The sequence below is a fragment of the Thermanaeromonas sp. C210 genome (genome assembly GCF_013167955.1).
Taxonomy (GTDB): Bacteria; Bacillota; DSM-521; order Neomoorellales; family Neomoorellaceae; genus UBA12545.
The window spans coordinates 1-23,497 of record NZ_BLWF01000001.1 but is presented as its reverse complement, the minus strand read 5'-3'; the positions used below and the strand labels follow the sequence as shown (position 1 = coordinate 23,497).

Here is a 23,497-nt window from a genome sequence, read left to right as displayed (position 1 = left end):
CTGTGGGGTTTCTTTTTCCCTTGCTTTACAACTTTTCCCCAGGCTAAGGGCCGCCCCTTCCCTTTATTGACCCAACTGGAGGGGCAAGAGGGCGAGGGCCGGTACGTAGGTCATGAGGAAAAGGACGACCAGCATTACCGCCAGGAATTTTAGCACTGCCCGGCTTAAGGTTAACAGCGGCAGGCCGCTGATATTGCAGGCCACATACAGGGCAGTCCCCACCGGCGGCGTCAGGAGGCCGATGGTCAGGTTGATTACCATAATAAGCCCGAACTGCACCAGATCGATGCCCAAAGACTTGGCCACCGGGACGAGGATGGGCACCAGCAGGATGATGGCCGGCCCGCTGTCCAAAACCGTTCCCACCAGGAGCAGCAAAATATTGATTAAAAGTAAAATCATGTATTTGTTGTCCGTCAGGGAAACGATGAAGGACGTTATTTGCTCCGGAATGCGCTCGCTGGCCAGGATCCAGCTGAACAAGGAAGAGGTGGCGATGAGGAAGCCGATAATGGCCGTCTTTTTCCCCGCCTCCACCAGGGCGGCGAACAGGTCCTTCAAAGTCATCTCCCGGTAGACAAAAAGGCTCACTACAATGGCGTAAACAGCCGCCACTGCCCCGCCTTCCGTAGCCGTAAATATGCCGCCCCTTATACCGCCGATGATAATAACGGGCATCATGAGGGCCCATATGGCGTCCTTAAACCGGACCAGCTTTTCTTTCCACGAAACGGCTTCTTCCACAGGATAATTTTCGCGATTGGCAACAATATAGGAAACAAGCATAAGCCCCAGTCCGATTAACACCCCGGGTATTATGCCTGTTAAGAAGAGATCCCCTATGGAAACCTGGGCGGTCACCCCATACAGGATAAGGGCAATGCTGGGAGGAATTATAAGCCCGATACTTCCCGCCACGGCCGTCAGTGCCGCCGAAAAGGCCTTGTCATATCCCCTGCGCGCCATTTCCGGGACCATGAGGGAGCCGATGGCCGCCGTATCGGCCACTCCCGAGCCCGATATCCCCCCCATGATTACCCCCGTCACGGCGGTGACATGGGCCAGGCTGCCCTTAAATCTGCCGACTAAAGCCAGGGCGAAATCTATGATCCTCTTGGTAATGCCTCCGCGGCTCATCACTTCCCCGGCCACCATAAAAAAGGGAATGGCCATAAAGGGAAATGAATTTACGGCGGCGAACATGCGCTGGATAACCACCTGCATAGGGTAATTCCCTGCCGCTACCAATCCCAGGGTGGCGGCAATACCCAGGACAAAGGAGATGGGAACCCCCAGGAGTATGAGCACAATAAAGGCTCCAAAGAGAATGGCCGTCAAGACTTACCGCCCCCCACGTTTATCCAGTCGAGGACCGCATTTACGAGAAGATAAACCAGCATGAGGATGCTCGCCAGGGGCAAGATCAGGTAGGGGTACAGCATGGGAATGCTCGTGGCCGGGCTGACCTGGTGCCGACCGAGCTCCAGCAGCTTAAAGCTGCCCTGCAACATATAGGCGACGAAAACAATCATGAGCAAATTGCCCACCAGTACCGGGATTCTCCGGACCCCGGGGGGCACGGCATTTACAACTACGTCCACCCCCACGTGCAGCCTTTCCTTGACCCCTATCACCGCACCCAAAAAGGTTATCCAGATGAAGAGATAGCGGCCGATCTCCTCCGACCAGGAAAGGGAATTGTGCAACACGTATCTGGCTATAACCTGGGCGAAGATTACCACGACCATCAACAGCATCAGGACCCCCAGGAGGAGGGATAACCCCCGGGCTGCCGTCTCCAGGACGGCTAAAGGCCCTCTGGATTGCGGGACACCCATAGCTCATGCTCACCCTTCTTAATTTTAGCCGGGGCCCCTCCCGGGGACCCCGGCGCTAAGACTTGGCAGGGGTTACTTGGCATTGACTATCCTTTCATACAGGTCCACGAGGCCCAATTGCTCGGCATAGCTCCGGTGGACGGTCTGGGCCTTCTCCTTAAAGGGCCCGATGTCCGGATAGGTTACCTGCATGCCCTTGGACTTCATGACCTCCAGGTATTCCTCGGTCTTCTCCTTCACCAGCTGGTTTTCGTACTCGGTGGCCTCAGCCGCCGCCTCCTCAATGGCCTGGCGCTGCTCCGGCGTTAGTTTGTTGTAGGTCAGCTCGCTCATACACAAGACAACGTACTCGTACTTGTGGTTGGTTATGGCCAGATACTTTTGGACCTCATGGATATTCCCGGCGTAAATATACGGTATCGGATTTTCCTGGGCCTCTATTACGTTTTGCTCCAGGGCGCTGTACACCTCGGACCAGGCCATCGGAGTCGGATTGGCCCCCATGGCCTTCCAGGCCTCTACCATGGCGGGTATTTCCGGCACCCGGATTTTTAGCCCTTTAATGTCCTCTATGGAGTTGATGGGCTTGTTGGAAGTAAGCTGGCGGGAACCCCTTTCCCAGAAGGCCAGGCCCCGGATGTTGGCGTTGGTACGCAACCTTTCCAAAAGCTCCTGGCCTATCGGGCCGTAGATGACCTTGCGCAGGTGCTCCTCGTTTTCAAAGAGATACGGTAGTTCCAATATTTGGAATGACTTTTCGAAATTGCCCAATACCCCGGCAATAAGGGCGAAATCTACGGATCCCATCTGCATTCCCTCGGCCATGTCCCGGTCCCCACCGAGGGTGGAATTGGGATAAATCTCTATCTTGACCTGCCCGCCGGTTTTTTGGGCCACCAATTGGGCGAACCGCTCGGCCCCGAGCTGCCACAAATCTTCCTGGGTCTGGATATGGCCTAGTTTTAATACAATGGGCTCGCCCTCCCCGTTCCCGCTCTGTTGGGTATCCTGGCCGCCGCCGCAGCCGCTCACCAGAAGGCCGAGCACCAGGGCAACTAGTATCCAGCTCAGGTACTTCTTCATGAACTGCAACCTCCTCCCTCTAGTTTAGCCCTTGCCGGGCCACTGCCTTCTTGTTAAAGCCTTTAAATCGTGAGAAGCATCTTGCCGGGCCTGCCTGCGTGGAGGGCCGCAAAGGCCTCCTGGTACCGCTCCAAGGGGAAGATACCCCCGATAACGGGCTCCAAATTCAGCTTGCCGGCCCCCAGCAATGCTTCGATTTGCCACCACGTGTCGTACATCCTCCGGCCGGTTACCCCGAGGATTTTGGCTTCTTTATAAATCACGCCGTCGACTAAATCCAGGGTAACCGGACCGTTGGGCAGGCCGGCCAGGGTCACCCGACCTCCCTTGCGCAGTCCCCGGAAGCACTCGCTAATGGCCTGTACGTTGCCGGATAACTCTACGATTACATCTGCACCCCTCCCTCCCGTTAGGTCTAAGATCCCTGCGATGACATCATCCTTACCCGGCTGCAGAGTGTGGGTGGCGCCCATTTTTTTGGCGATGGCCAACTTCTCGGCCACCGGCTCCACGGCAATGACCCGGGTGGCGCCGCAGGCACTGGCCACATTGACGGCCATTAGCCCGATGGGCCCGCAGCCGTAAATTACCACCGACATGCCGTTTACGGCGTCGGCCAGCACGCTGTGCACGGCCACGCCCAGGGGTTCCAGGAGGGCCCCGACTTCATAGGAAACGGAATCCGCCAGCTTCCAGCCGCAGCCGGCCGGGATTTTAATATAGTCGGCAAAGCACCCCTCAGTGTGAACGCCTATGATTTTCATGCTCTCGCAAATATGGGCGTTCCCCGTTTCGCACTGGAAGCACATGCCGCAGGCGATGTGAGTCTCTCCGGCCACCCGGTCCCCTACTCTAAATTTTTTTACTTCCGGACCTACTTCCACTACTTCCCCACTGAATTCATGCCCGAAAACCATGGGGGGCTTGACCCGCTGCTGGGCGTAGGGTGTCCAGTCATAGATGTGCAGGTCGGTGCCGCAGATAGCCGCGCACTTTACCTTGACCAGGATCTCGTCCCCCTTGACTTCGGGCACCGGCAAGTCGTGCAGAAGTTCAGCCCCCGGTTCCGGTTTGACCTTTACCAGCCCCTTCATCTTTTCCATGCCGCTCGCCTCCTCCAGAGTCTTTATTTTCCATACCGCTTAAAGGGTAACGACGATTTTGACGGCTTCTTCCAGGCGCTTGTCCAGTATCTCTAAAGCCCTGGCCGTATCCTTAAAGTCAACGGTCTTGGTTACTACTTCGGCCACCGGAACGGCACCTGCTGCCAGAAGGTCGAGGGCCGCCTCGAAATCGCTGGCCGTGTACGTCTGGGAACCCTTCAACTCCAGCTCTTTGTACACAAAAGTGTAGGTCATTACCGGAATGGCTTGAGAAATCATAGCCACTAAGGCGATGGTGCCCCTCCGGGCAGCAATGGCAGCGGCCTGGTCGATTATGCCGGGTGCGCTGGCCGCTACGATTACGGCTTCCACCCCTTCCCCTGAGGTAAGTTCGTCGATTTTAGCCGCCACGTCTTCGCGGAGGGCGTTAATGGTAACCGTGGCGCCCATTTTCCGCGCCACGCCTAAATTATAATCATAGGCGTCGGTGGCTATTATTTCCTTTACCCCGTAATGCTTGGCCACGGCCAGGACGAGGAGGCCGATGGTGCCCGAACCCAAAATGGCCACCCTTTTCCTCCCCTTCAGCTCGGCCCTCCCGGCTGCATGGACGGCCACGGCCAGGGGCTCGGCCAGGGATCCGGCAAGGTAGTCCACCCCGGCGGGCAGGGGATATACTGCATCCTCCGGGGCTATAAAATATTCGGCAAAGGTGCCCTGCCAGGCAGGGGTCCCGGGCACCGTCTTCTGGGGACAAATGTTGAAGTATCCCCTGCGGCAGGCCGTACAGTTCCCGCAGCTGATCTGGGGCAACACGGTGACGGCCATGCCCGGCTTAAAGCGGGTTACCTTGGAGCCTACCTCTACCACTTCACCGGCTACTTCGTGGCCTAAAATGGCAGGCAACTTGCGGAAAGCGTGGGCTCCCTTATAGAGGTGAAGGTCGGAACCGCAGATGCCGGTGGCCTTAACCCGGATTAGCACGTCCCGCTGACCCACCACGGGGTCATCAATGTCCTGGAGGACTACTTTATAAGGTTCGGTTACAACGGCGGCCTTCATTTTTATACCTCCCGTCGGCTGTTATTTAGTCGGCCGGCCTTCCTCCGCAGGCCAGGTCGGCGGCCAGCTTTATGGCGTCGACCATGCTTTCGGGATTAGCCGTTCCCTTGCCTGCCTTGCCAAAGGCCGTACCGTGGTCCACCGAGGTCCGGATAATGGGCAGGCCCAGGGTAACGTTTATCCCGGCCACGGACCCCCAGGTGCCGGTAGCATTGTCGTAGCGAAATCCCACAATTTTAGTGGGAATATGCCCCTGATCGTGGTACATGGCCACTACGGCGTCATACTGGCCGCCCTGGAGCTTGACGAAGACCGTATCCGGGGAGAGGGGCCCGTCCACAGCCATACCCTTGCGGCAGGCCTCTTCCACGGCGGGACCGATCTCCTCGATCTCTTCCCGGCCGAAGAGGCCCCCATCGCCGGCATGGGGGTTCAGGCCGGACACGGCTATGCGGGGTTGGGCTATACCCATTCTGAGGAGGGCTTCATGGGTGAGTTCGATTACTTTGAGGACCCGTTCCTTGGTTACCAGGGAAGGCACCTGGCTGAGGGCCACATGGGTGGTCACGTGGGAAACCCGGAAATTTTTGTCGATTAGCATCATGCAGTAATCCTTAGTCTTGGTGAGGTCGGCAAAAATTTCTGTATGCCCCGCGTAGTGGTGGCCCGCCAGGTTTATAGCTTCCTTATGGATGGGGCCGGTGGTGACGGCATCCACCTCCCCGGCCAGGGCCAGCTCGATGGCCTTGGCTATATATTGAAAGCTGGCCTCCCCTCCCAATGAAGTAACCTTGCCGTATTCCAGGCGGCTTAAATCTACATTTTGCAGGTCTAGAACATCCATAACGCCGTACTCATAGCGCCCCTGGGCCGGATGCTCTACGGGCCTGACTTCCAGTTTTACACCGGCAATCCTGGCTGCCTCGCACATCAAGCCCGCATCGCCTACTACCAGGGGGCGGCAGCGCTCATATATTTCCGCCAAGGCCAGGGCCTTGGCGGTTATTTCCGGGCCGATACCGCAGGGATCTCCCACGGTGATAGCAATAATAGGCCTGGTCACTCAGCATCATCTCCTTTCGAGGTTCGTCCTTTTATTACCGCTTATTACCGCCAGACCGGGATCCTGTAGGTACTCCACCACCCTTACAAAGGCGTCCGGCGGACCAAAGCCCCCCGCCTTAGTCACTACGGGGAGGTCGTCGGCCATTCCCCCCAAGAGCCGCCCCAGGGGAATACCCGGCAGCAGTTCAGTGTCGAGGTCAATGCCCCTGGCTCCCAAGGCCCGGCAGATATGTACGGCCGTGTCCCCCCCGGTAACTACGAGACTGCGCACCCGCCCTCCTGCCACCACCCGGCGGGCAATTTCTGCCAGGACCCCAGCAACGGCCTTACTCTGGGGTGAGGCCCCCTCGGTTTCCACGTTATCCGCGCCGCCGGCCTCCCACAGGCTGTCCACCGCTACGACCAGGAGAGCAGGCCCCTCCGACGACAAGAGGGTTTGGACCGCCGCCACCGCCTTCTCCACCTCTTCGGCCCCTCGGCCCGCGGCCACGGCTGCCGTTGCCACCTTCACCAGGGTGGCCCGGCAACCTCCCAATACCTGCTGGACCTGCCCGGCCGTAACGGGGTTCCGCGACCCGGCCACGAGGAGGGTAAGGCCGCCGGGAAGGACGGCCGGGGAGGCAGGAGGTATCAAGCCCCAAGCGGCAGGCAGGTGAGCGGCCAGTCCCGCTGCCCCGGCTATCACTATTTCGCCCTTTAACGTACTGCAAGCCCGGGCAATCGCCGCCAGATCCTCCTCCTCAGCCGCATCCAGCACCAGTACCTCCTTCCCTTCCTGCCGCAGGGCCTCCATGGCCCGGGCCAGTTCTTCTTCTCCCCTCCGTACCGTTTCCAGGTGGATGCTCCCCACTTGCCGCCCCATGCTCCCTTGCAGGAGGCCGGGCACATCACAGGTACTTCCCTGCTGCGGGTCATCGCTCTCCTTAGTTCCAGCTATCCCCGGTGCGGCGGCGGAACCCCAACGAAGGCGGCCCTTGACCATTACCCTGCCGTTGGCCGGAAAAGCGGGTACTACTACCGCCACGTCGGCCACCAGGGCATCCATAACCGCTTCCAGTTCGGTTCCCGGGTGCCCCCGCAGGGTGGAATCGAGCTTTTTATAAATCCGTTTAAAGCCCAGGGCCTTTAATTTTTTAGCCACGGAGTACACCCGCCCGTAGGCTTCTGCGGCCGACAGAGAGCGGGTGTCGGCATTGACGGACCATACTTGTTTTCCTGTATCCCCACCGTCAATATTCTGGTAGTCCACAATGACCAGGGTTTCCAGACCGTATTTGCGAAATTGGATGCCCGTGTCGCTGGCTCCGGTCAGATCGTCGGCAATGATAGCAATACGCTCCATACAAGCCCTCGCTCCTGGTACCACAGTCCGGGCTTATCCGATGCAAGATGCGTGCCAGACCCCGTTTTTCCGTGGCCCCAGGAATATCCGGGCTGCGCGGAATTTCAAGTTGAATAATTAAGGGATAAAATATAAGGCCCGGTTCCTTAAAATTCTTGGATCCGGGCCTTATATTTCATATTGCAATGTAATATTTCATTTTGCAATACCCCAGGCCTTCATGCGGCGCCAAAGGGTGGCCGGGCTAATGCCCAGCCGGCGGCACGTTGCTTGGCGGTTGTACCCGGTTTCCTCCAGGACAGCACATATAATGGCCTTCTCCATATCGTTCAGGGTTCCCCTCACCTCCAATTTCAGGCCCTCTGTATCTACTTGCTCCACAACCCCACGGGCATCCAACAGATCTTCCAGATCTTCCGGGGTTACTTCCAGGCCGCTCCGCAGGACCACTAGCCGCTCAAGGACATTCTCCAGCTCCCGAACGTTACCCGGCCAGGGGTAGTGCTGAAAGACCCGCAGGATCTCGGGCCCCATCCGCGGCGGAAGGCGGCCCGTGCGCCGGCAGATTTTGTCCACCAGCCGCCCTACCAGGTGGGGGATATCCTCGCCCCTCTGCCGCAGGGGAGGCAGGGACAGGCGCAAAACATTCAAACGGTAATATAGGTCCTGCCGGAAACTTCCCTCCCGGACGGCTTTTTCCAGGTCCCGATGGGTGGCGGCGATAATGCGCACGTCCACCGGTATGACCCGGTCGCCCCCCACCCGCATTACGGCCCTCTGCTGCAGCACGCGCAGGAGCCGGGCTTGCAAATTAAGCGGCAGTTCCCCTATTTCGTCCAAAAAGAGGGTGCCGCGGTGGGCCAGCTCGAAGTAGCCTTTCTTGCCTCCTTTGCGCGCCCCTGTGAAGGCTCCTTCTTCGTAGCCGAACAGTTCACTTTCCAGCAAGCTCTCGGGCACGGCGGCGCAATTCACTGCTACAAAAGGGCCGTTCCTCCGCCGGCTGGCGTTGTGGATGCTCTGGGCGAGCATTTCCTTCCCGGTCCCCGTTTCCCCGGTGATGAGTATAGTACCTTCAACGGCGGCGAACTCCCGAGCCTGGGCAATCACCCGCTGCATGGCCGGGCTCCCGGTCACCATGTCGGCAAAGGTAAATTGGGCTACGTGCCCCTTAAGATACAGTTCCTGGCGCACTTTGGCTTCCACCGCCTGGAGGTGACTCGCATCCTGAAAGGTGGCCACCGCTCCTACAATCTCCCCGTCGGCGATTACCGGGACCACGTTTTGTACTACCAGCGAGCTGCCCGCCCGGTGCAGTTCGCCCAACCGCGGCTTACCCGTGCTCTGCACCTGCTGAAGGGCCAGCCCCGGCAAAACCTCCCCGGCCGGACGGCCCACCAGATGGCCCTCCGCCACGCCTAAGATCTTTTCCGCCGCCGGGTTTACCAGGGAAATCCGGCCTTCCGGGTCGGTAGCTATAATGCCCTCGTAGGTAAAGTCCAGAATTACCTTGAACTGCTCCGCCCGGGCCCGCTCCTTCCGGCGTACTTCCGCCAGCTCTTCGGCTTCACGCAGGGCCAGGCCTATGGCTTCCTTACCCGAGGTCACTAGAATGGCGTGGAGGCCCAGCTCTTTACTTAACCGTACCGAAACCGCATCCCCCACTATGACCTGGATACCTGCTTCGCGGGCCGCAGAAATGGCCGCCGGCGCCTCTTCCTCGGTCTTAATCTCGATCTCCTGAATGCGCACCCCCAAAATCTCTTCCAGGCTCTTGCAGCCGTAAATAACATTCCGGAAACCCACTACCCCTATACGGCTGCCGTAAGTGCGTGCAGCGCCCAGGGCCCGCACTAGGTCGAAGGCGCTGACGGCGATCTCTACCACGGGCACGTCAAGCTCCCGGCCGATGGCTGTGGCAGTACCGCCCCGGCTGACGATGACCTCAATGCCTCGAGCCACCAGATCGCGGGCCACCCTGACCCCTTCCGCCAGGTCACCGACCGCCACCGTGGCCTGCAGGCCCAGCTCCCGGCAAACTTCGTGGGCGAGCTCAGCCAGCCCCCCGTAGGGAGCCACGAGGCCCAAACGAGCAGACATAAGCCACCCCCTCTTCAGGGTCCTAAATTGCTCACCTTGCCTTGAATAAGGAATTCGATAAAAAAGGCCGCCGACCTTCCCGGTCGACAGCCTTTTTACCTCAAGCTTTTTCCTCTTATACCTGTTCTTCCTAGGGCCCGGCCCCGCCGGAAGCGGTCCCGCCGCGGGGTAAGACCCTTTATCGCTGCGCCCGGCCTTTAGGAAGCCTCCTGGGCAACGCCCGCCATGAGCAGGCCTAAGGTGCGTTCGTCGGCCTCTTCTGCGGTCATCACCCGCATAATCCGGCCCTCGTAAATCACAGCAATTCGGTCCGAGAGGTTCATTATCTCCTCCAGGTCTTCCGAGATCAGCAGCACGCCCATACCGTTATCCCGGGCCTCCATGAGCTTCATGTGGACGTATTCCGTAGCCCCGACATCCAGCCCGCGGGTCGGGTAGGCGGCCACTAAGACGGAAGGTTGGCGGGTAATCTCCCGGGCCAATATCAACCGCTGGATGTTACCGCCGGACAGGCGGCCGGTTGGAGTATCCAGGGTAGGTGTTTTAACCCCGTAACTCTCTACTAAGGACGCTGCCTGCGACCTTATGCTTTGCTTCTGGAGGAAAATACCCCGAGCATAGGGCGGCTGGTCGTGGTCCTTCAGGATGAGGTTTTCCCACACGGCAAAGGAGGGAATGGTCCCCACGTGCAGCCGGTCCTCGGGTATGAAGCCCAGACCTTCCTTAATCATTTTTTCCGGCGAAAAGTTGGTGACCTCTCTACCGTTTAGCAGGATCTGCCCCTTAACCACTCTTCTTAACCCGCTTATAACCTCGGCCAACTCCTTCTGTCCGTTGCCGGAGACACCCGCTATACCCATTATCTCTCCCCGTCTCAGGTCCAACGACAATCCCCTTAGAGCGGGGGTTCCCTTATCACCGGAGGCCCACACTTCCTTCAGGCTTAACACCGTCTCACCGGGAGCCGACTGGCTTTTGGTAGGCCTAAAGGTCAGCTCCCTCCCCACCATCAGGCGGGCCAGCTCCTGGGCAGAGGTCTCCGCCGTACGCAGGGTAGCAACCACCCTGCCGTCTCGCAGGACGGCCACCCTATCACTCACTGCCATAACCTCGTTGAGCTTATGACTGATAAATACGATAGGGCGGCCTTGCTGGGCCATGTTTTTTAACAGAGCTATAAGTTCCCCGGCTTCCTGGGGGGTTAGCACGGCGGTAGGTTCGTCAAGGATGAGAAGGCTGGCGCCCAGATAAAGGGCTTTGACGATCTCCACCCTCTGCTGTTCCCCTACGCTAAGTTGCCACACATATGCATCCGGCTGTATACCTAAACCATAGGTCCTAGAAATTTCCTCAATTTCCCTGCTGACCTTCTGGAGGTCCACAAAGGCGCCTTTGCGCGGGGGAGAGCCCAGGGCCACATTTTCAGCCACCGTAAGGGTGGGCACCAGCATAAAATGCTGGTGCACCATCCCAATGCCCAATTCCATTGCCGCCCGGGGAGAGGTTATCTTGACGGGGTTCCCGTTCACCAAAATTTCCCCTTCATCGGGCTGGTAAAGTCCGTATAGAATGCTCATCAAAGTTGTTTTACCGGCCCCGTTCTCGCCCAGGAGGGTTAAAACCTCCCCTGCCCGTATCTCCAAATCCACATGGTCGTTAGCCAGCACACCGGGAAATCTCTTGGTAATTCCCCGCATTTCCAGGTGTTTAATTTCTTGTGCCATTCCGGCTTCCCCTTTACTTCTTTTGCTGTGCCTGCCCAGGTTGCTCTTTCGGAAGTTCTATTTTCAGGCTGCCGTTGATAATTTCCTGTTTTGCCTTTTCCACCGCATCCTTAGCCTCTTGCGGTATTTTATCGGCTAACTTGCTGTTGTATTTAAGTTCCAAGGTCCCGTCGGCAAAGGACAGCATGAGATGCTCACCGCCGAGGACACCTTGTTTTCTCAGTTCGATTATTTTAGTGACAACCTTCTCCCAATTGTAAACCTGGGCCGCCAGGACGGTGTCAGGCGCAAGGCTGCTCTGATCCATGTCGGTAGACAGCCAGTACCTCCCGCTGCGCTCGGCCACCGCCTTGATGGCACCTACCGACTGCTGGGAAGATCCCGTAAGAATATCGGCTCCGGCATCCATATGCACCTTAGCCAGTTCTCCCGCTCCCACTATATCGTTGAAGGAGCCTGTATAAGCAATGCGTACCTGCGCCTTGGGGTTGGCGGCCAGCACACCCTGCTGGAACCCGTAATTGTACTTAATGGCGTCTCCGGATTCCACAGGACCTACCACGCCCACGATACCCGATTTAGTCATATGCCCCGCCAGGATGCCTAGTAAGTAGCCGCCCTCCTGGGCCTGGGGATCATAGGCGAAAATATTGGGTGCCGTCTGGAATCCGGTTCCGTAGGCGAAGGTTGTCTTGGGAAAATCAGCCGCGATCTCCCTTAATACACTCTGGTACTGGGCACCGTGGGCAATTACTATATCGAAACCCTGGCTCGCATACTGCCTTATGGCCGCGCCGGCATTCACGGCATCACCCAGTCTTTCACTCACCGCTATCTCTACTTTATCCTCACCCATCCTTTGTTGTACCGCTTTGAGAGCCTCATACATGGACTGGCTCCAAGCCATGTCGTCCACTGTACTGGCACATACCATAGCAATGCGCACCTTGTCCGACTGCTGATCCTGACCTTCACCCCCACCCGAACATATACAGTCCGATGCCGCTGATACCCTGTTCGGCCTTGAAGGTTACGCTGACCAAACCCATAAGCGCTCCCATCAAGGCGCCGACCAGCAGGCTGATTAGGATGCCCCAGTAGGCATTCCCCGTCTGCAAGGTCAGGAAAAAACCCATGAAGGCCCCCATGAGCATAATACCCTCTACACCCAGGTTAAACACCCCCGACCGCTGGACGAACATCTCGCCCAGGGCAGCCAGGAGAAAGGGTGTAGCCAGGCGGATCCCCGTAGCTAGAACCCCGACGAGTAGTCCTTGACTTACGACCACATCCTCCATTACGCGCTCGTCCCTGCCTCCCCTGTAGATTTGGAACGGAGGGCACCGTTCCGGCGCCAAAGGCGCGCCAGCAACTCCGGCTTACGCATTAAGAGGTCACTGGATACCACGAAAAGTATGACCAGGCCCTGGACGGCCATAACGATGGCTGCCGGTACGCTGACGGCCCGCTGCATCATGTCCGCGCCAAGTATAAGGGCCCCCATGAGAATGGATGCCGGTATGGTGCCTAAGGGGTGCAACCGGCCAAAGAGTGCGGCGACTATTCCGCTAAAGCCGTAACCCGCCGACAGGGCTTCCAGGGAGCGGTGATGCACTCCCAGCACCTCTACCGTCCCGGCCAGGCCGGCAAAGGCGCCAGAGAGGACCATGGCGAGTACCAGGTAGAACTCGACTCTAATTCCGCCGTAGCGTGCGGCCTCCGGGCCGGCTCCCACGGCCCGCATACGGTAGCCTATGGTCGTACGCCAGAGAAAGATATACACCAGTACCGCCAGAAGGATGGCCAGGATAAAGCCGGTATGCAACCGCGTTCCCGGTATCAGGCGAGCCAGCCAAATGTGTTCGGGCAACACCGCCGTCTGGGGTACGCCCGTACCATAAGCCACCTCTTGAGGATCGATTAGGGGACCGCGGATGAGATAAGTGTACAACTGTAAGGCAATGGAATTGAGCATGACGGTGCTCAGGATCTCGTTGACCGAAAGGCGCGCTTTAAGCCATCCTGCTATTCCTCCCCAAATGCCACCCGCTACGCACCCGACGAGTAAAACCAGGGGTAGCAGCACCACTGCCGGCCAGTGGGGCAGCGCCAGGGCCACAGCAGAAGAAGCCACGGCGCCCATAAGTATCTGTCCCTCACCGCCGATGTTAAGGATGCCGGCGCGGAAGGAAATGACGATCCCCAGGCCGACTAAGAGTAAGGGAGTAGCGCGAACGAGGGTTTCGGTGATCCCGAATTCGCTGCTTACAGGACCGCTTAGCATGACCCCGTAGGCTTTAAAAGGGTCCGCCCCGGCAGCGAGGAGGAGCACCGCTCCAGCTAATAGAGCGCCCACTAGGGCGCCCAAAAGAATGATCACCTGCATTATCCAACTCCTGACTGACTGGTCGATCTCCCACCACTCCCTTTATGATAAGGTCGAAGTTTAATATTTATTTATTCGACGCAAATTTTTTAAATCCTGCTAAGCAAGATACTTATTTTTGAATCTTCTTATGGGGTCTACCAGCACGCCCCCTCAAGGCTGAAAAAAGTTCCTTCACTTCCAGTACCCCTCATGTACTTTTATGGCTTCTTCCTCTAGCTCCGGAAGGGGCCCGACTACCACAATATCCTTCTGCCCCCTAGCGAAGACCTCGCGGCAAGGTAGATCCAGGGTGGGATTTTGAGGATGGTTGCCGGTAAGCTCCCGCAGGCGCTTTTCGCTGATGATATACACCACTCTGCCCACGTTGCCCCAATAAATGGCTCCGGCGCACATGGCACACGGTTCCGCGGAAGAATAGAGGGTGCATCCCCAGAGGAAATCTTTACTATACAGGTGGGAGGCTTTACGCATAAGGGCGGCCTCCGCGTGACCTGTGCAATCCCTTTCTGTAATCTCGACATTTTCCTGCTCCAGGAGAATATTCCCCTGGGCATCGACTAACAGACATCCGAAGGGAGTATTACCGTGTTCCCTGGCTCGCTGGGATATGGCGATAGCCTTTAAAGCATATTCCCTTTCCTTGTCCCAGTCAAAGGTGTTCCGCCGCCGTACGTCCACTGTAATCATCCCAAGTAGTTTCTCCTTAGAATGCTTAGCCGGAAAACGCCGTTACGATAGTAAGCCTGGGATAAGAGGACCGGAGTCTGCGTACAACTATAACCTATCTCATGAACGTACATTATGGGTTCCGAAGGTTCAACCCCGAGCATCCCGGCGATTATACCGTCCGGTAACCGCGGTTCTACGTCCATGAGTACGATTTCCACTTTAACTTGACTCTTTCTTTTCAAGAAACGAAATATCGGTATTTTTAGCTCCTCCGGGGTATACGGGTTCCCTTCGATCAACCGGTAGGGTATGTAGTCTAACACGTAAATGGCCGGCCGATCATCGGCTAGTAAAAGCTTCTCTACCTTCAGAACCTTTTCCCCTACTTCTAAGTGGAGGTCTTTAGCCACCTCTTCCTCTGCAGGGATTACGCCACCGGTCACCAACCCCAGGGAAGCCCGGTATCCCGCCTCCTCTATCATTTCCTCAAAATCTTTCTCCAGATCCAGCCTCGAAGGCGCGTCCAAAACATATTGGTTGATCATCGTTCCGATGCCGCGCCGCCGGGTAATAAATCCTTCGGCCTCCAGGCTGGCCAGGACGTCCCTTAAAACGTTTCTACTGACCCCCAGTTGACGGGCCAAGATATCTTCCGCCGGCAACTTGCCTCTTTTCCCGAAAGGACCTTCCCGCAGCATTTTCAGTAATGCCCGGTGAACCTTAAGGGACAGCTCTTCATTATCGATTTTAGGAATGAATTTCTCGGTATCAGGAATTAGGCTTTTCCCCTTTCCCCCATTTGAGCTCCCCCGTTCGGCGACTGCAGTAGTACTTATTACTTATCACTTATTCTGCCATATGTTATCATAGCACTGTTTATCTAAAGTTGCAATAGATTCCTTTTGCTAAGTTCTAGTTGCCTTAGGATAAACTTACAATAATCGCAATACTAGGCCAAAGTTAGTCCTTTTTCCAGGTTTTTGTGTAAGCTGCGGGTCGCCCCGTCCTACAGCTTACGCGTATCCCTCCCCTCGATCCATATGGCGCAGTCGGGGCAGACCAGCTGGCATTGCCTGCATGCTATGCAGGGCTCGCCGTGGCCCGGCTCCACTACGGGTGTGCCCAGGGCCCCCAGCTGCCGGGCCCAGCCGATGGTCCGGACCGGGCATTTTTCAATGCATAGGCCGCACCCCTTGCACAGGGCGGGGTAGAGATAGAAGCGGCCCTGGCCATCTTCGGTAATGATGGCTTCCAGGGAGCCAGGCACCAAACCGTCCCGCCTGCCGGCCGGTTTTTCCGCCCCCCTTTCCCCGGCCACACCTTGCCGGTCTTCCGCCGGGCTGCCGCCGGCTGCCCCTTCACCCGCCAGCGCTTGGCGACACAGCTCCCGCCCCCTCTCCAGGGCCCTGCAGTTCATCTCCCTGAGACTTGGGTCCTGAGCGAATTTATGGCCCAGCTGCTTTTCCATGGCCTCCGCCACCGCCTCCCGGGGTAAGAGTCCCGTGACCTCCCCGAGGGCACCGAGAATAATGACATTGAACACTCGGGGGTGCATTTCTACCCGGGCTACTTCCAGGGCTGGTATGGCTACCCGGCGTTCTAAGGAAGGATACAGCTCCTTCACTTCTTCCTCCAGGTGGGCATCATAAAACAGCCAGGTTTCCTCCCCCAGGTAGCGACCGACCTTCCTTACGGCCCGGAGGCTGAAGGCCCCGGCCAGGTCCGCCGTGTAAAAAACGGGAGCTCCAATGGGGTGCTGGCCGATCTGGACAAAGGCCAGGGAAACACCGCCCCTCTGTTCCACCCCGAAGCTGGGAATGTAGAGGGCCTGGTAGCCGCTGTGGTAGGCGGCCTCGGCCATGATCTCGGCTACCGTCTGCACACCCTGACCCCCTTCGCCGGCCAGAACGATTTTAAGATTTCCTCGCGGGTTGAGCACCGGCACCTTCCTCCCTCGCCGTCTGGGCCGGGGAATACTCGCCCAGGGGAAAATGCTTATGCATCTTTTCTTCCAAAAATCGCCAGGTTTCCCGCGCATTGGTACGCCAGTTGGTGGGGCAGGTGGAGAGGGCTTCAATGAAGGCGAGGTGCCCTCCCTCCACCTGGGCCCGGAGACCCTTCTTGATGAAGTCCTTCAACTGCCTCACCCGTGCCACGCTCCCGCGGGCCACATAGGCCCCCGGGGAGGCTATACTGGCCACTAGCTCCGGGCCGCGGAGGGAAGGCCCGCTTTCCTCCACCCTCCGGCCGTAAGGGCTCGTTTCCGTTTTTTCTTCCGGCAGGGTAGTGGGGGCCATCTGGCCGCCGGTCATGGCATAGACGGTGTTATTGACCACGATGACGGTCACGGGGTCGTCGCGGCCGGCCGAAGCCACGAGGTGCTGGGCCCCGATGGCATAAGCGCCGCCGTCGCCCATATAAGCCACGACCACCAGTTCGGGCCGTACCCTCTTCAGGCCGGCCAGCACTGGGAGGGTGCGGCCGTGGTGGGTTTGGACCGTATCCAGGTTGAAGAAATCCCAGGCCAACAGGGAACAGCCTATGTCGCACGCGAAGACCGTTCTATCTGCCAGCCTCAGTTCCCCTACGGCTTCCCCCAGGCATTTAAGTACTATCCCGTGGCCGCAGCCCGGGCAGAACTTGTGGGGTTTGCTTTCTAAGCGCCAGACCTCAGGCATCTGGGGCAGCCGAGCGGGAAGCATACCTTTGCACCTCCCTAACTACTTCTTCAGGAGTAATGCCCAGCCCCGGACGGCGGTAGCCCCTTAAGGGCACGGTAAGTCCGTAAAGCTGGGCCCTGACCTCCCGTTCCAGTTGACCGTAAGAAGACTCCATGACCAGGACGAGTTTAGCCTGCGAAGCCATCTCCCTTAATTCCCTTTGGGGGAAGGGACGCAGGGTAATGGGACGAAAGGCACCGGCCTTCACGCCGGCTTCCCGGAGGCGCCTCACTCCCTCGCGGACGGCCCGGGCCACCACGCCGTGGGCCACCACCAGGTATTGGGCGTCCTCTGCCCTATAGGCCTCCCACTCCACTATTTCCGGCGCTGCCCGGTCATAGGCCTCAATGGTTTCCTGTAAAGCCTCATAGAGCTCTTCTTCCAGATTATATGTGTTGCGGAGATGGACTGGAGGCCGGTCCCGGCCCGGAGTGCCCGGCACGCCCACCAGGGGCCGGGATGGCGCCACTTCCAGGCCTCGCCCGGCCGGATCGTAAAGGGTCACCGCCTCGCGCATTTTAGATTGGTAACCGTCTCCCAGGATGAAGGTGGGGAAGCGGTATTTCCAGGCGGTATGGAAGGCTTTGAGGGTATAATCGAAGAGTTCCTGGTGGTGGGAAGGGGAGTAAACGATCCGCAGGCCCTCGCCGTTTCCCCCGAAACAGGTCAGGTTGAACTCCTGCTGGGAATAGATCACCGTCCCCGTGGAGGGCCCGCCGCGCTGGGCTATGATTACCACCACCGGCAGCCGCATCATCTCGGCCATGGACAAGGGTTCCTGCATGAGGACGTTGCCGGGTCCGGCGGTGGCGGTGAAGGCCACCTTGCCGGCCAAAACCGCCCCCAGGGTGGTGAAACCGGCCGCCAGCTCATCTTCCGTCTGCAAGAACCGGCGCCCGTACCTGGGGGCCAGACGCGCCCAGTAATGCATAATCTCGCTCTGGGGGGTGATGGGATAGCCGTACATCACCTCGGCCCCGGCGGCCAGGGCAGCCCAGGCTATAACTTCGTTGCCGGTCATAAAGGCGCGCTGTTCTCCTTGCACGGGCTTCGTCGCCAAGTCCTTGCCTCCTCGCCTTTCCACTTTCAAAATTTAGTATAGGCGCAGGTGGTCTTCTTTACTCTTAGCCCCGGAGGAACCTCCTGGAAAAGGGAACAAAAAGAACCGGCCCCAGGCCGGCTTGTCTCTTACAGCGTTAAATATAACTTAGAGGACCGGGATTAGAGGACCAGGCGAAAAAAAATGAGCATTAGCAGCCCGGGTATTCCCAGAAACCCGGCTACCAGGACGGTCACCCAGTTCAAGGGGATAGTAAAGCTGAAATAGCTGCCCGCAAAGTTAAAAGCCCATAAAAGGAGAAGGCCAAAGAGGGAATTAATGGCGATTTTCGCCATCAACCTTAAGGGGGTGAGGAGCAACCGCCCTACCAGATATATCAGGAAAGCCAGGAAAAGTAAGGCCAGAATTAATTGGACGCCATCCGCCGCTCCCATGTTTTCAGCCACCACCCATCCATTTCTGCTGTACCTCCTTGTAGAGGTACATAAACTTGCGTTCGGCCGCCTGCAATCGATAAATGGCTTGGTCTACGAGATCCGGTTCGGTTACTTCGGAAAAAAGGTTCTGGGCCTCCATCCACTCCTGCTGGGCCTCCTTTAAGGCGACCACCAAGACTTCTACGTCTGCCGGCAGTTCTTTGGAGGAAGAGGGCATAAAAGCCACCTCCCTTGCATACTCCTGGAAATAGCATATGCAGGGGGTGGCCAATTCTTGCCTGATCTAGTCCATTTCCCGCCGGCCGGCAAAGGCCCGGGCCAAGGTTACTTCATCGGCATACTCCAGGTCCCCGCCCACCGGAATACCGTAGGCCAGCCGGGTAACCTTTAATCCCAGGGGCTTTAGGATTTTGGCCAGGTAAAGGGCCGTGGCTTCCCCTTCCACGTCGGCGTTGGTGGCCAACACCACTTCTTTAACCGTACCGTCCTTGAGGCGGTCCAGGAGTTCTTTGATGCGGAGCTTCTCCGGCCCGATGCCCTCCATGGGAGAAATGGCTCCGTGGAGCACGTGATAGCGTCCGCGAAATTGCCTCGTCCTCTCCAGGGCCACCAGGTCCCGGGGCTCCTCCACCACACAGATCACCGAAGGGTCCCGGCTGTCGTCGCGGCACAGGAAGCAGGGATCTTCCTCCGTAAGGTTGCCACACAGGGAACAGTACCGCGTCCTCTCCTTGGCAGCCAGGATGGCTTCGGCCAGAGCCCGAACCTCCTCCGGAGGGCTGTACAGAATATGGAAGGCCAGGCGCTGGGCGGTCTTAGGCCCTACTCCCGGGAGCTTGTTTAATTCGGCAATGAGCCGGGCTACCGGCTCTGCATAGTACAGCATGATCTACCCTCTCCCGCCATCCTCAGAAAAGACCCGGCAGTTTAAACTGGCCCGTAATCTTGGCCATCTCCCCCGCTACCATTTCCTGGGAACGACGGAGCCCTTCGTTGACTGCGGCCACGATGAGGTCCTGCAGCATTTCCACGTCTTCCGGGTCCACCGCCTCGGGGCTGATAGCGAGGCTCACGATCTCCTGGCGGCCGTTCACCACCACGCGGACCGCACCCCCACCGGCCGTTGCCTCCACCGTGCGTTCGGCCAGTTCTTCCTGGACCTTGGCCAGCTGGCTCTGCATTTTCTGCATCTGCTTCATCATTTTGTTCATGTTACCCAGGTTCATTTTCCCCCTCCTTGATTCATTGACCACCGCAACAGCGAGCTAAGGGCCCGCCTGCCGTCCTTCAATCCTTTATCTCGACTTTATCGGGGCCAAAGTAATCCACCAGCTTCTGGATCATCTCGTCGGTAATCTTGCCTTCCGGCCGGGATGGGGCTTCGTCTACCAGGACAACCTCCACGGGTTGACCGAGGACGGCCTGCAAAGCCTCTTCCGTGGCTTTTTTGTGGGCGGGCTGCTCCACCATATTCTTATGGAAGGCCGACTTAAAGGCGAGGACCAGGCGGCCGTTATACAGACCGGTCGGCCTGCCGCCCTTCAGGTAGGCCTGCAGCTGGATGCTTTTTCTTCGCGCTGCCTGCAATACCTCGGGCCACAGGCGCTGTACCTCTTCCAGGGTGAGGGCCCCGGCAGCCGCCGTCTCGGCCCTGGCCGCCTCCACCTCCCTCCGGGCAACGGCGCTTGCTGCTGCCCCTTGCCTCTCCCGGCGGGCCGCCGGTTTACTTCCCTCCGAGGCTTCAGGTCCGGCCGCGCCCTCCTGCCGGGCCCCGGGCGGGCGCTCCACTCTTTCCCGCCCCGGTGGGCGTTCTCCGGGGACCGCCTTCGGTGGGTGTTCGACGCAGGCCAAACGCTCCTCCAGCTCCTTAACCCGCTCCTCCAGTTGCCTCAGGCGGGCATCCACCCCTTCCTCCTCCAGCACCACTCCCACCAGGGCCATTTCCAGGGCTATGCGGGGTTGGGTGCTGGAGCGCAATTCGGCCGTCGCTCCCTGCAGCCTTTCCATGATCCTGAAAAGCCTGGCTCCGTCGACGCTGCCGGCCGACGCCCGCATATTCTCCAGGGCATCCTCTGGTAGCCCGGTCAGCTCCGCCGCCTGGGGGTCCAAGTTTAACAGCAGGAGATTACGGCACCAGTCCAGCAAATCCTCCAGTACCAGCCGGGGCTCCACCCCTTCCCTTAAGGCAACATCCACCAGACGCAGGATCTGGCCGGCGTCGCCAGCCAAGAGAGAGGCGACCATTTCCTGCAGCAGGTCTTGACGGGGAACACCCAAAAGGGCTGCGGCCTCATCGGCCGTCACCCGCTCCCGGCCGCCAGCCAGGATCTGGTCCAGGAAGCCCAGGGCATCACGTAGGCCGCCAGCCGCCTTGCGGGCCAGCAGGGTTAAAGCCGCAGGTTCTACACTGACGCCGTTGGCGGCGGCCACTTCCTGCAGGCGCCGGGCGATGATATGCCCTCTTAAGGGCTGAAAATCGAAGCGCTGGCAGCGGGATATGATGGTGGGCAATACTTTGCGGGGTTCGGTGGTAGCCAGGATAAAGATGACATGGCGGGGCGGTTCTTCCAGGGTTTTCAGCAAGGCATTAAAGGCCTCGGTAGTGAGCATGTGCACTTCGTCAATGATGTACACTTTATAATTGCCTTCTACGGGGCCAAACTGCACCCTCTCCTTTAACTGCCGGATTTCGTCGATGCCGCGGTTGGAGGCAGCATCGATTTCCAGCACATCCAGGGAGAGGCCCTGGGATATCCGCCGGCAGTTGGGGCACAGGTTGCATGGTTCGCCATCCTTGGGCTCGAGGCAGTTGACGGCTTTAGCCAGTATTTTAGCCGTGCTGGTCTTTCCCGTTCCCCGGGGACCGCAAAATAAATAGGCGTGCACCAACCTCCCGGTCCGCACGGCGTTGCGCAAAGTAACGGTGATATGGTCCTGCCCCACTACTTCTCCAAAGGTCTGGGGTCGCCACTGCCGATAAAGGGCCTGGTACTGGGGCATCCTATCCACCACCATTAAATACTAAAAAAGAGATTATTCTCTCGTGCAAAGAATAATCTCTCACTTCCCTGGCCGTCAAGTATTTATCAGATGACCGTGCACCCACTGTTGAACCGCGGCCTCCGGGCGTTACCGGAGCAGGTAACTCCAGCCAGGCACTCCTGCGGCACCCGAGAGGGCTCACTTACCGCTGCTTCCTTCCGGACCTGACGGGGTTCATGAGTTCTCGCCGCGCAGGACCCGGCTCTCCTCGTCCCTTACACCGGGCAGTCCCCACAGACCGGGCCCGCCAGTGGGACTTCGACCCCGCTATAGCGGATTGCGGGTTACAGGGCACCGCTACCTCCCCGTCTAGCACGGTCCATCTGGCTAAAATAAAAAATGGCGGAGAGAGTGGGATTCGAACCCACGAGACAGGTTTTTCACCCGTCTACTCGCTTTCCAGGCGAGTGCCTTCAGCCAGCTCAGCCATCTCTCCGCAGGGCAACATTCCTAGCCAAGCTTCAAATCCCGCAGGCTGCTCCTGAAATACAGGTATTCACTTTGAACACTGGTGGCGGAGAGAGTGGGATTCGAACCCACGAGGCGACCTCATCAGCCGCCTACTCGATTTCGAGTCGAGCGCCTTCAACCAACTCGGCCATCTCTCCGCGTCATGCCTTCTCGCCTCAACTTGGCAAAGAACTCCTGTAAGATGAGGCGGCATTCTTCCTCGCAGATACCAGATACAACCTCTACCCGGTGATTGAAATGGGGGTGCTCTACCAGGTTGAGTACTGAATCTACCGCCCCGGCCCTGATATCGGGAGCACCGTAGACCAGGCGCTTGAGCCTTGCCTGGACGGCCGCCCCGGCGCACATGGGACAGGGCTCCAGAGTCACATACAAGGTGGCACCCTCCAAGCGCCAGCTTCTTAACCTCTGAGCTGCCTGGCGCAGGGCCAGTATCTCGGCATGGGCGGTAGGATCCTGGGTCGTTTCCCGCCGGTTATAGGCGCGGGCGATGACTTCTCCATCCTGTACCACCACGGCGCCCACCGGCACTTCCCCTTCCCGGAGGGCCTTCCTGGCTTCCTCCAGGGCCATCTGCATGTAAGTGCGGTGGTCCAACGGCTCTTAAACTGCTCCTCTCCGCCCGGTTGCCACCTCGCCCGCGGGCAAGGCCTTAAAAAAGCTGGTGCGCCCGGAGGGACTCGAACCCCCGACACGCGGTTTAGGAAACCGCTGCTCTATCCGCCTGAGCTACGGACGCACCTGGCCTTCATATAAAAAATGGCGCGCCCGGAGGGACTCGAACCCCCAGCCACCTGGTTCGTAGCCAGTTACTCTATCCTGTTGAGCTACGGGCGCGTGTCTTTATCCGCCGGTATAACCGGCAGTGTTTATTGTAGCAGATATGGACGCATAAGTCAAGGATGAGGGGACTGCTCTGCTTCCCCTCCCTTTTGTCCCCCCCGCGGATATTCTCTAGGACATCATTTAGAAACCTCCTACCCCGAAGGGCAGGAGGTTTCCCGGTTTTAAAAATGGCGGAGAGAGTGGGATTCGAACCCACGGTACAGGCTTAACACCTGTACAATCGCTTAGCAGGCGACCGCCTTCGACCTACTCGGCCATCTCTCCACGCTTTCCTTGGCGGAGGGGGTGGGATTCGAACCCACGGTGCCCTCCCGGGCATCACTGGTTTTCAAGACCAGCTCCTTAAACCCCTCGGACACCCCTCCAGTAATGGCAAGGTTAGTATAGCATATTTGCCGGCGCCCTGTCAACGACACGAGGTCCTGGCGTATCCCCAGTTTGGCTTCTAGGCCTGCTTGGCTTCAGCTCGCTCCGGAAACCCTCGCAGGCCAAACTATCACTCAGCCTCAAGCTCCGGCGGACTTCCCGGCAAATTCGGCATCCTGCCTC

Annotated in this window: 23 protein-coding genes, 6 tRNA genes and 1 other RNA gene; all 30 read right to left on the bottom strand. The window is 58.4% G+C overall.

Features of this window, described 5'->3' with window-relative positions:
• Positions 1-63: 63 nt before the first annotated feature.
• The 30 genes from TAMC210_RS00150 to TAMC210_RS00005 all read right to left on the bottom strand — a co-directional run bounded on the left by TAMC210_RS00150 (position 64) and on the right by TAMC210_RS00005 (position 23,313).
• Positions 64-1,338 carry a TRAP transporter large permease gene (locus TAMC210_RS00150; RefSeq protein ID WP_173296802.1) on the bottom strand — a complete coding sequence of 425 codons (1,275 nt, stop codon included), beginning with the start codon at positions 1,336-1,338 and terminating at the stop codon, positions 64-66.
• Positions 1,335-1,838: a TRAP transporter small permease gene (locus tag TAMC210_RS00145; RefSeq protein ID WP_173296801.1), complete on the bottom strand. Its 504-nt coding sequence runs from the start codon at positions 1,836-1,838 to the stop codon at positions 1,335-1,337. The genes TAMC210_RS00150 and TAMC210_RS00145 overlap by 4 nt, the downstream gene beginning before the upstream one ends.
• Before the next feature lie 72 nt (positions 1,839-1,910).
• Complete coding sequence (locus TAMC210_RS00140) at positions 1,911-2,921, bottom strand: TRAP transporter substrate-binding protein (RefSeq protein ID WP_173296800.1); 1,011 nt, start codon at positions 2,919-2,921, stop codon at positions 1,911-1,913.
• A 62-nt stretch (positions 2,922-2,983) separates the two neighbouring features.
• Positions 2,984-4,024: an L-threonine 3-dehydrogenase gene (tdh, locus tag TAMC210_RS00135; RefSeq protein WP_173296799.1), complete on the bottom strand. Its 1,041-nt coding sequence runs from the start codon at positions 4,022-4,024 to the stop codon at positions 2,984-2,986.
• Positions 4,025-4,063: 39 nt separating this feature from the next.
• Positions 4,064-5,086 (bottom strand): zinc-dependent alcohol dehydrogenase, encoded by a 1,023-nt coding sequence (locus TAMC210_RS00130; RefSeq protein WP_173296798.1) that lies wholly within the window; start codon positions 5,084-5,086, stop codon positions 4,064-4,066.
• Positions 5,087-5,111: 25 nt separating this feature from the next.
• Positions 5,112-6,149 (bottom strand): 4-hydroxythreonine-4-phosphate dehydrogenase PdxA, encoded by a 1,038-nt coding sequence (gene pdxA, locus TAMC210_RS00125; RefSeq protein WP_173296797.1) that lies wholly within the window; start codon positions 6,147-6,149, stop codon positions 5,112-5,114.
• A gap of 6 nt (positions 6,150-6,155) precedes the next feature.
• Entirely contained in the window at positions 6,156-7,493 is a 1,338-nt protein-coding gene (locus TAMC210_RS00120) for a four-carbon acid sugar kinase family protein (protein ID WP_173296795.1), read from the bottom strand.
• A gap of 195 nt (positions 7,494-7,688) precedes the next feature.
• The gene (locus TAMC210_RS00115; protein ID WP_173296793.1) at positions 7,689-9,590 is read right to left on the bottom strand and encodes a sigma 54-interacting transcriptional regulator; all 1,902 of its coding nucleotides are present in this window, start codon (positions 9,588-9,590) and stop codon (positions 7,689-7,691) included.
• A 197-nt stretch (positions 9,591-9,787) separates the two neighbouring features.
• Complete coding sequence (locus TAMC210_RS00110; RefSeq protein ID WP_254388437.1) at positions 9,788-11,314, bottom strand: ABC transporter ATP-binding protein; 1,527 nt, start codon at positions 11,312-11,314, stop codon at positions 9,788-9,790.
• A 13-nt stretch (positions 11,315-11,327) separates the two neighbouring features.
• Complete coding sequence (locus tag TAMC210_RS00105; protein ID WP_217267202.1) at positions 11,328-12,260, bottom strand: BMP family lipoprotein; 933 nt, start codon at positions 12,258-12,260, stop codon at positions 11,328-11,330.
• Between the two features lie 25 nt (positions 12,261-12,285).
• Positions 12,286-12,612, bottom strand: a complete 327-nt coding sequence (locus tag TAMC210_RS00100; protein WP_173296791.1) for an ABC transporter permease subunit — start codon at positions 12,610-12,612, stop codon at positions 12,286-12,288.
• Positions 12,612-13,700, bottom strand: coding sequence for an ABC transporter permease (locus tag TAMC210_RS00095; protein WP_173296789.1), 1,089 nt, complete (start codon positions 13,698-13,700; stop codon positions 12,612-12,614). The genes TAMC210_RS00100 and TAMC210_RS00095 overlap by 1 nt, the downstream gene beginning before the upstream one ends.
• 174 nt (positions 13,701-13,874) lie before the next feature.
• Positions 13,875-14,390: a nucleoside deaminase gene (locus TAMC210_RS00090; protein ID WP_173296786.1), complete on the bottom strand. Its 516-nt coding sequence runs from the start codon at positions 14,388-14,390 to the stop codon at positions 13,875-13,877.
• Complete coding sequence (locus TAMC210_RS00085; RefSeq protein ID WP_256366474.1) at positions 14,387-15,103, bottom strand: GntR family transcriptional regulator; 717 nt, start codon at positions 15,101-15,103, stop codon at positions 14,387-14,389. Before TAMC210_RS00085 ends, TAMC210_RS00090 begins: the two co-directional genes overlap by 4 nt.
• A gap of 275 nt (positions 15,104-15,378) precedes the next feature.
• Complete coding sequence (locus TAMC210_RS13390; RefSeq protein WP_254388436.1) at positions 15,379-16,311, bottom strand: 2-oxoacid:acceptor oxidoreductase family protein; 933 nt, start codon at positions 16,309-16,311, stop codon at positions 15,379-15,381.
• Positions 16,286-17,074, bottom strand: coding sequence for a thiamine pyrophosphate-dependent enzyme (locus tag TAMC210_RS00075; RefSeq protein WP_173296782.1), 789 nt, complete (start codon positions 17,072-17,074; stop codon positions 16,286-16,288). The genes TAMC210_RS13390 and TAMC210_RS00075 overlap by 26 nt, the downstream gene beginning before the upstream one ends.
• On the bottom strand, positions 17,043-18,152 hold the full coding sequence (locus tag TAMC210_RS00070; protein WP_173296781.1) for a ferredoxin oxidoreductase: 1,110 nt from the start codon (positions 18,150-18,152) through the stop codon (positions 17,043-17,045). Before TAMC210_RS00070 ends, TAMC210_RS00075 begins: the two co-directional genes overlap by 32 nt.
• A gap of 161 nt (positions 18,153-18,313) precedes the next feature.
• Complete coding sequence (locus tag TAMC210_RS00065) at positions 18,314-18,586, bottom strand: pro-sigmaK processing inhibitor BofA family protein (RefSeq protein ID WP_173296780.1); 273 nt, start codon at positions 18,584-18,586, stop codon at positions 18,314-18,316.
• Between the two features lie 4 nt (positions 18,587-18,590).
• Positions 18,591-18,806, bottom strand: coding sequence for a DUF2508 family protein (locus TAMC210_RS00060; RefSeq protein ID WP_173296779.1), 216 nt, complete (start codon positions 18,804-18,806; stop codon positions 18,591-18,593).
• Positions 18,807-18,872: 66 nt separating this feature from the next.
• Complete coding sequence (gene recR, locus TAMC210_RS00055; RefSeq protein WP_173296778.1) at positions 18,873-19,475, bottom strand: recombination mediator RecR; 603 nt, start codon at positions 19,473-19,475, stop codon at positions 18,873-18,875.
• A 22-nt stretch (positions 19,476-19,497) separates the two neighbouring features.
• Positions 19,498-19,815: a YbaB/EbfC family nucleoid-associated protein gene (locus TAMC210_RS00050; protein ID WP_173296777.1), complete on the bottom strand. Its 318-nt coding sequence runs from the start codon at positions 19,813-19,815 to the stop codon at positions 19,498-19,500.
• 61 nt (positions 19,816-19,876) lie between these two features.
• Entirely contained in the window at positions 19,877-21,589 is a 1,713-nt protein-coding gene (gene dnaX, locus TAMC210_RS00045) for a DNA polymerase III subunit gamma/tau (protein WP_173296776.1), read from the bottom strand.
• A gap of 94 nt (positions 21,590-21,683) precedes the next feature.
• An RNA gene (gene ffs / locus TAMC210_RS00040) (signal recognition particle sRNA large type) lies at positions 21,684-21,949 on the bottom strand.
• Between the two features lie 22 nt (positions 21,950-21,971).
• Positions 21,972-22,067 (bottom strand) — tRNA-Ser (locus tag TAMC210_RS00035).
• 76 nt (positions 22,068-22,143) lie between these two features.
• A tRNA-Ser gene (locus TAMC210_RS00030) sits at positions 22,144-22,239 on the bottom strand.
• Positions 22,217-22,699: a tRNA adenosine(34) deaminase TadA gene (gene tadA, locus TAMC210_RS00025; RefSeq protein ID WP_173296775.1), complete on the bottom strand. Its 483-nt coding sequence runs from the start codon at positions 22,697-22,699 to the stop codon at positions 22,217-22,219. The genes TAMC210_RS00030 and tadA overlap by 23 nt, the downstream gene beginning before the upstream one ends.
• Before the next feature lie 65 nt (positions 22,700-22,764).
• Positions 22,765-22,841 (bottom strand) — tRNA-Arg (locus tag TAMC210_RS00020).
• A gap of 21 nt (positions 22,842-22,862) precedes the next feature.
• Positions 22,863-22,939: transfer RNA gene (locus tag TAMC210_RS00015), tRNA-Arg, on the bottom strand.
• 177 nt (positions 22,940-23,116) lie between these two features.
• Positions 23,117-23,212 (bottom strand) — tRNA-Ser (locus TAMC210_RS00010).
• A gap of 10 nt (positions 23,213-23,222) precedes the next feature.
• A tRNA-Ser gene (locus tag TAMC210_RS00005) sits at positions 23,223-23,313 on the bottom strand.
• Positions 23,314-23,497: the final 184 nt, after the last annotated feature.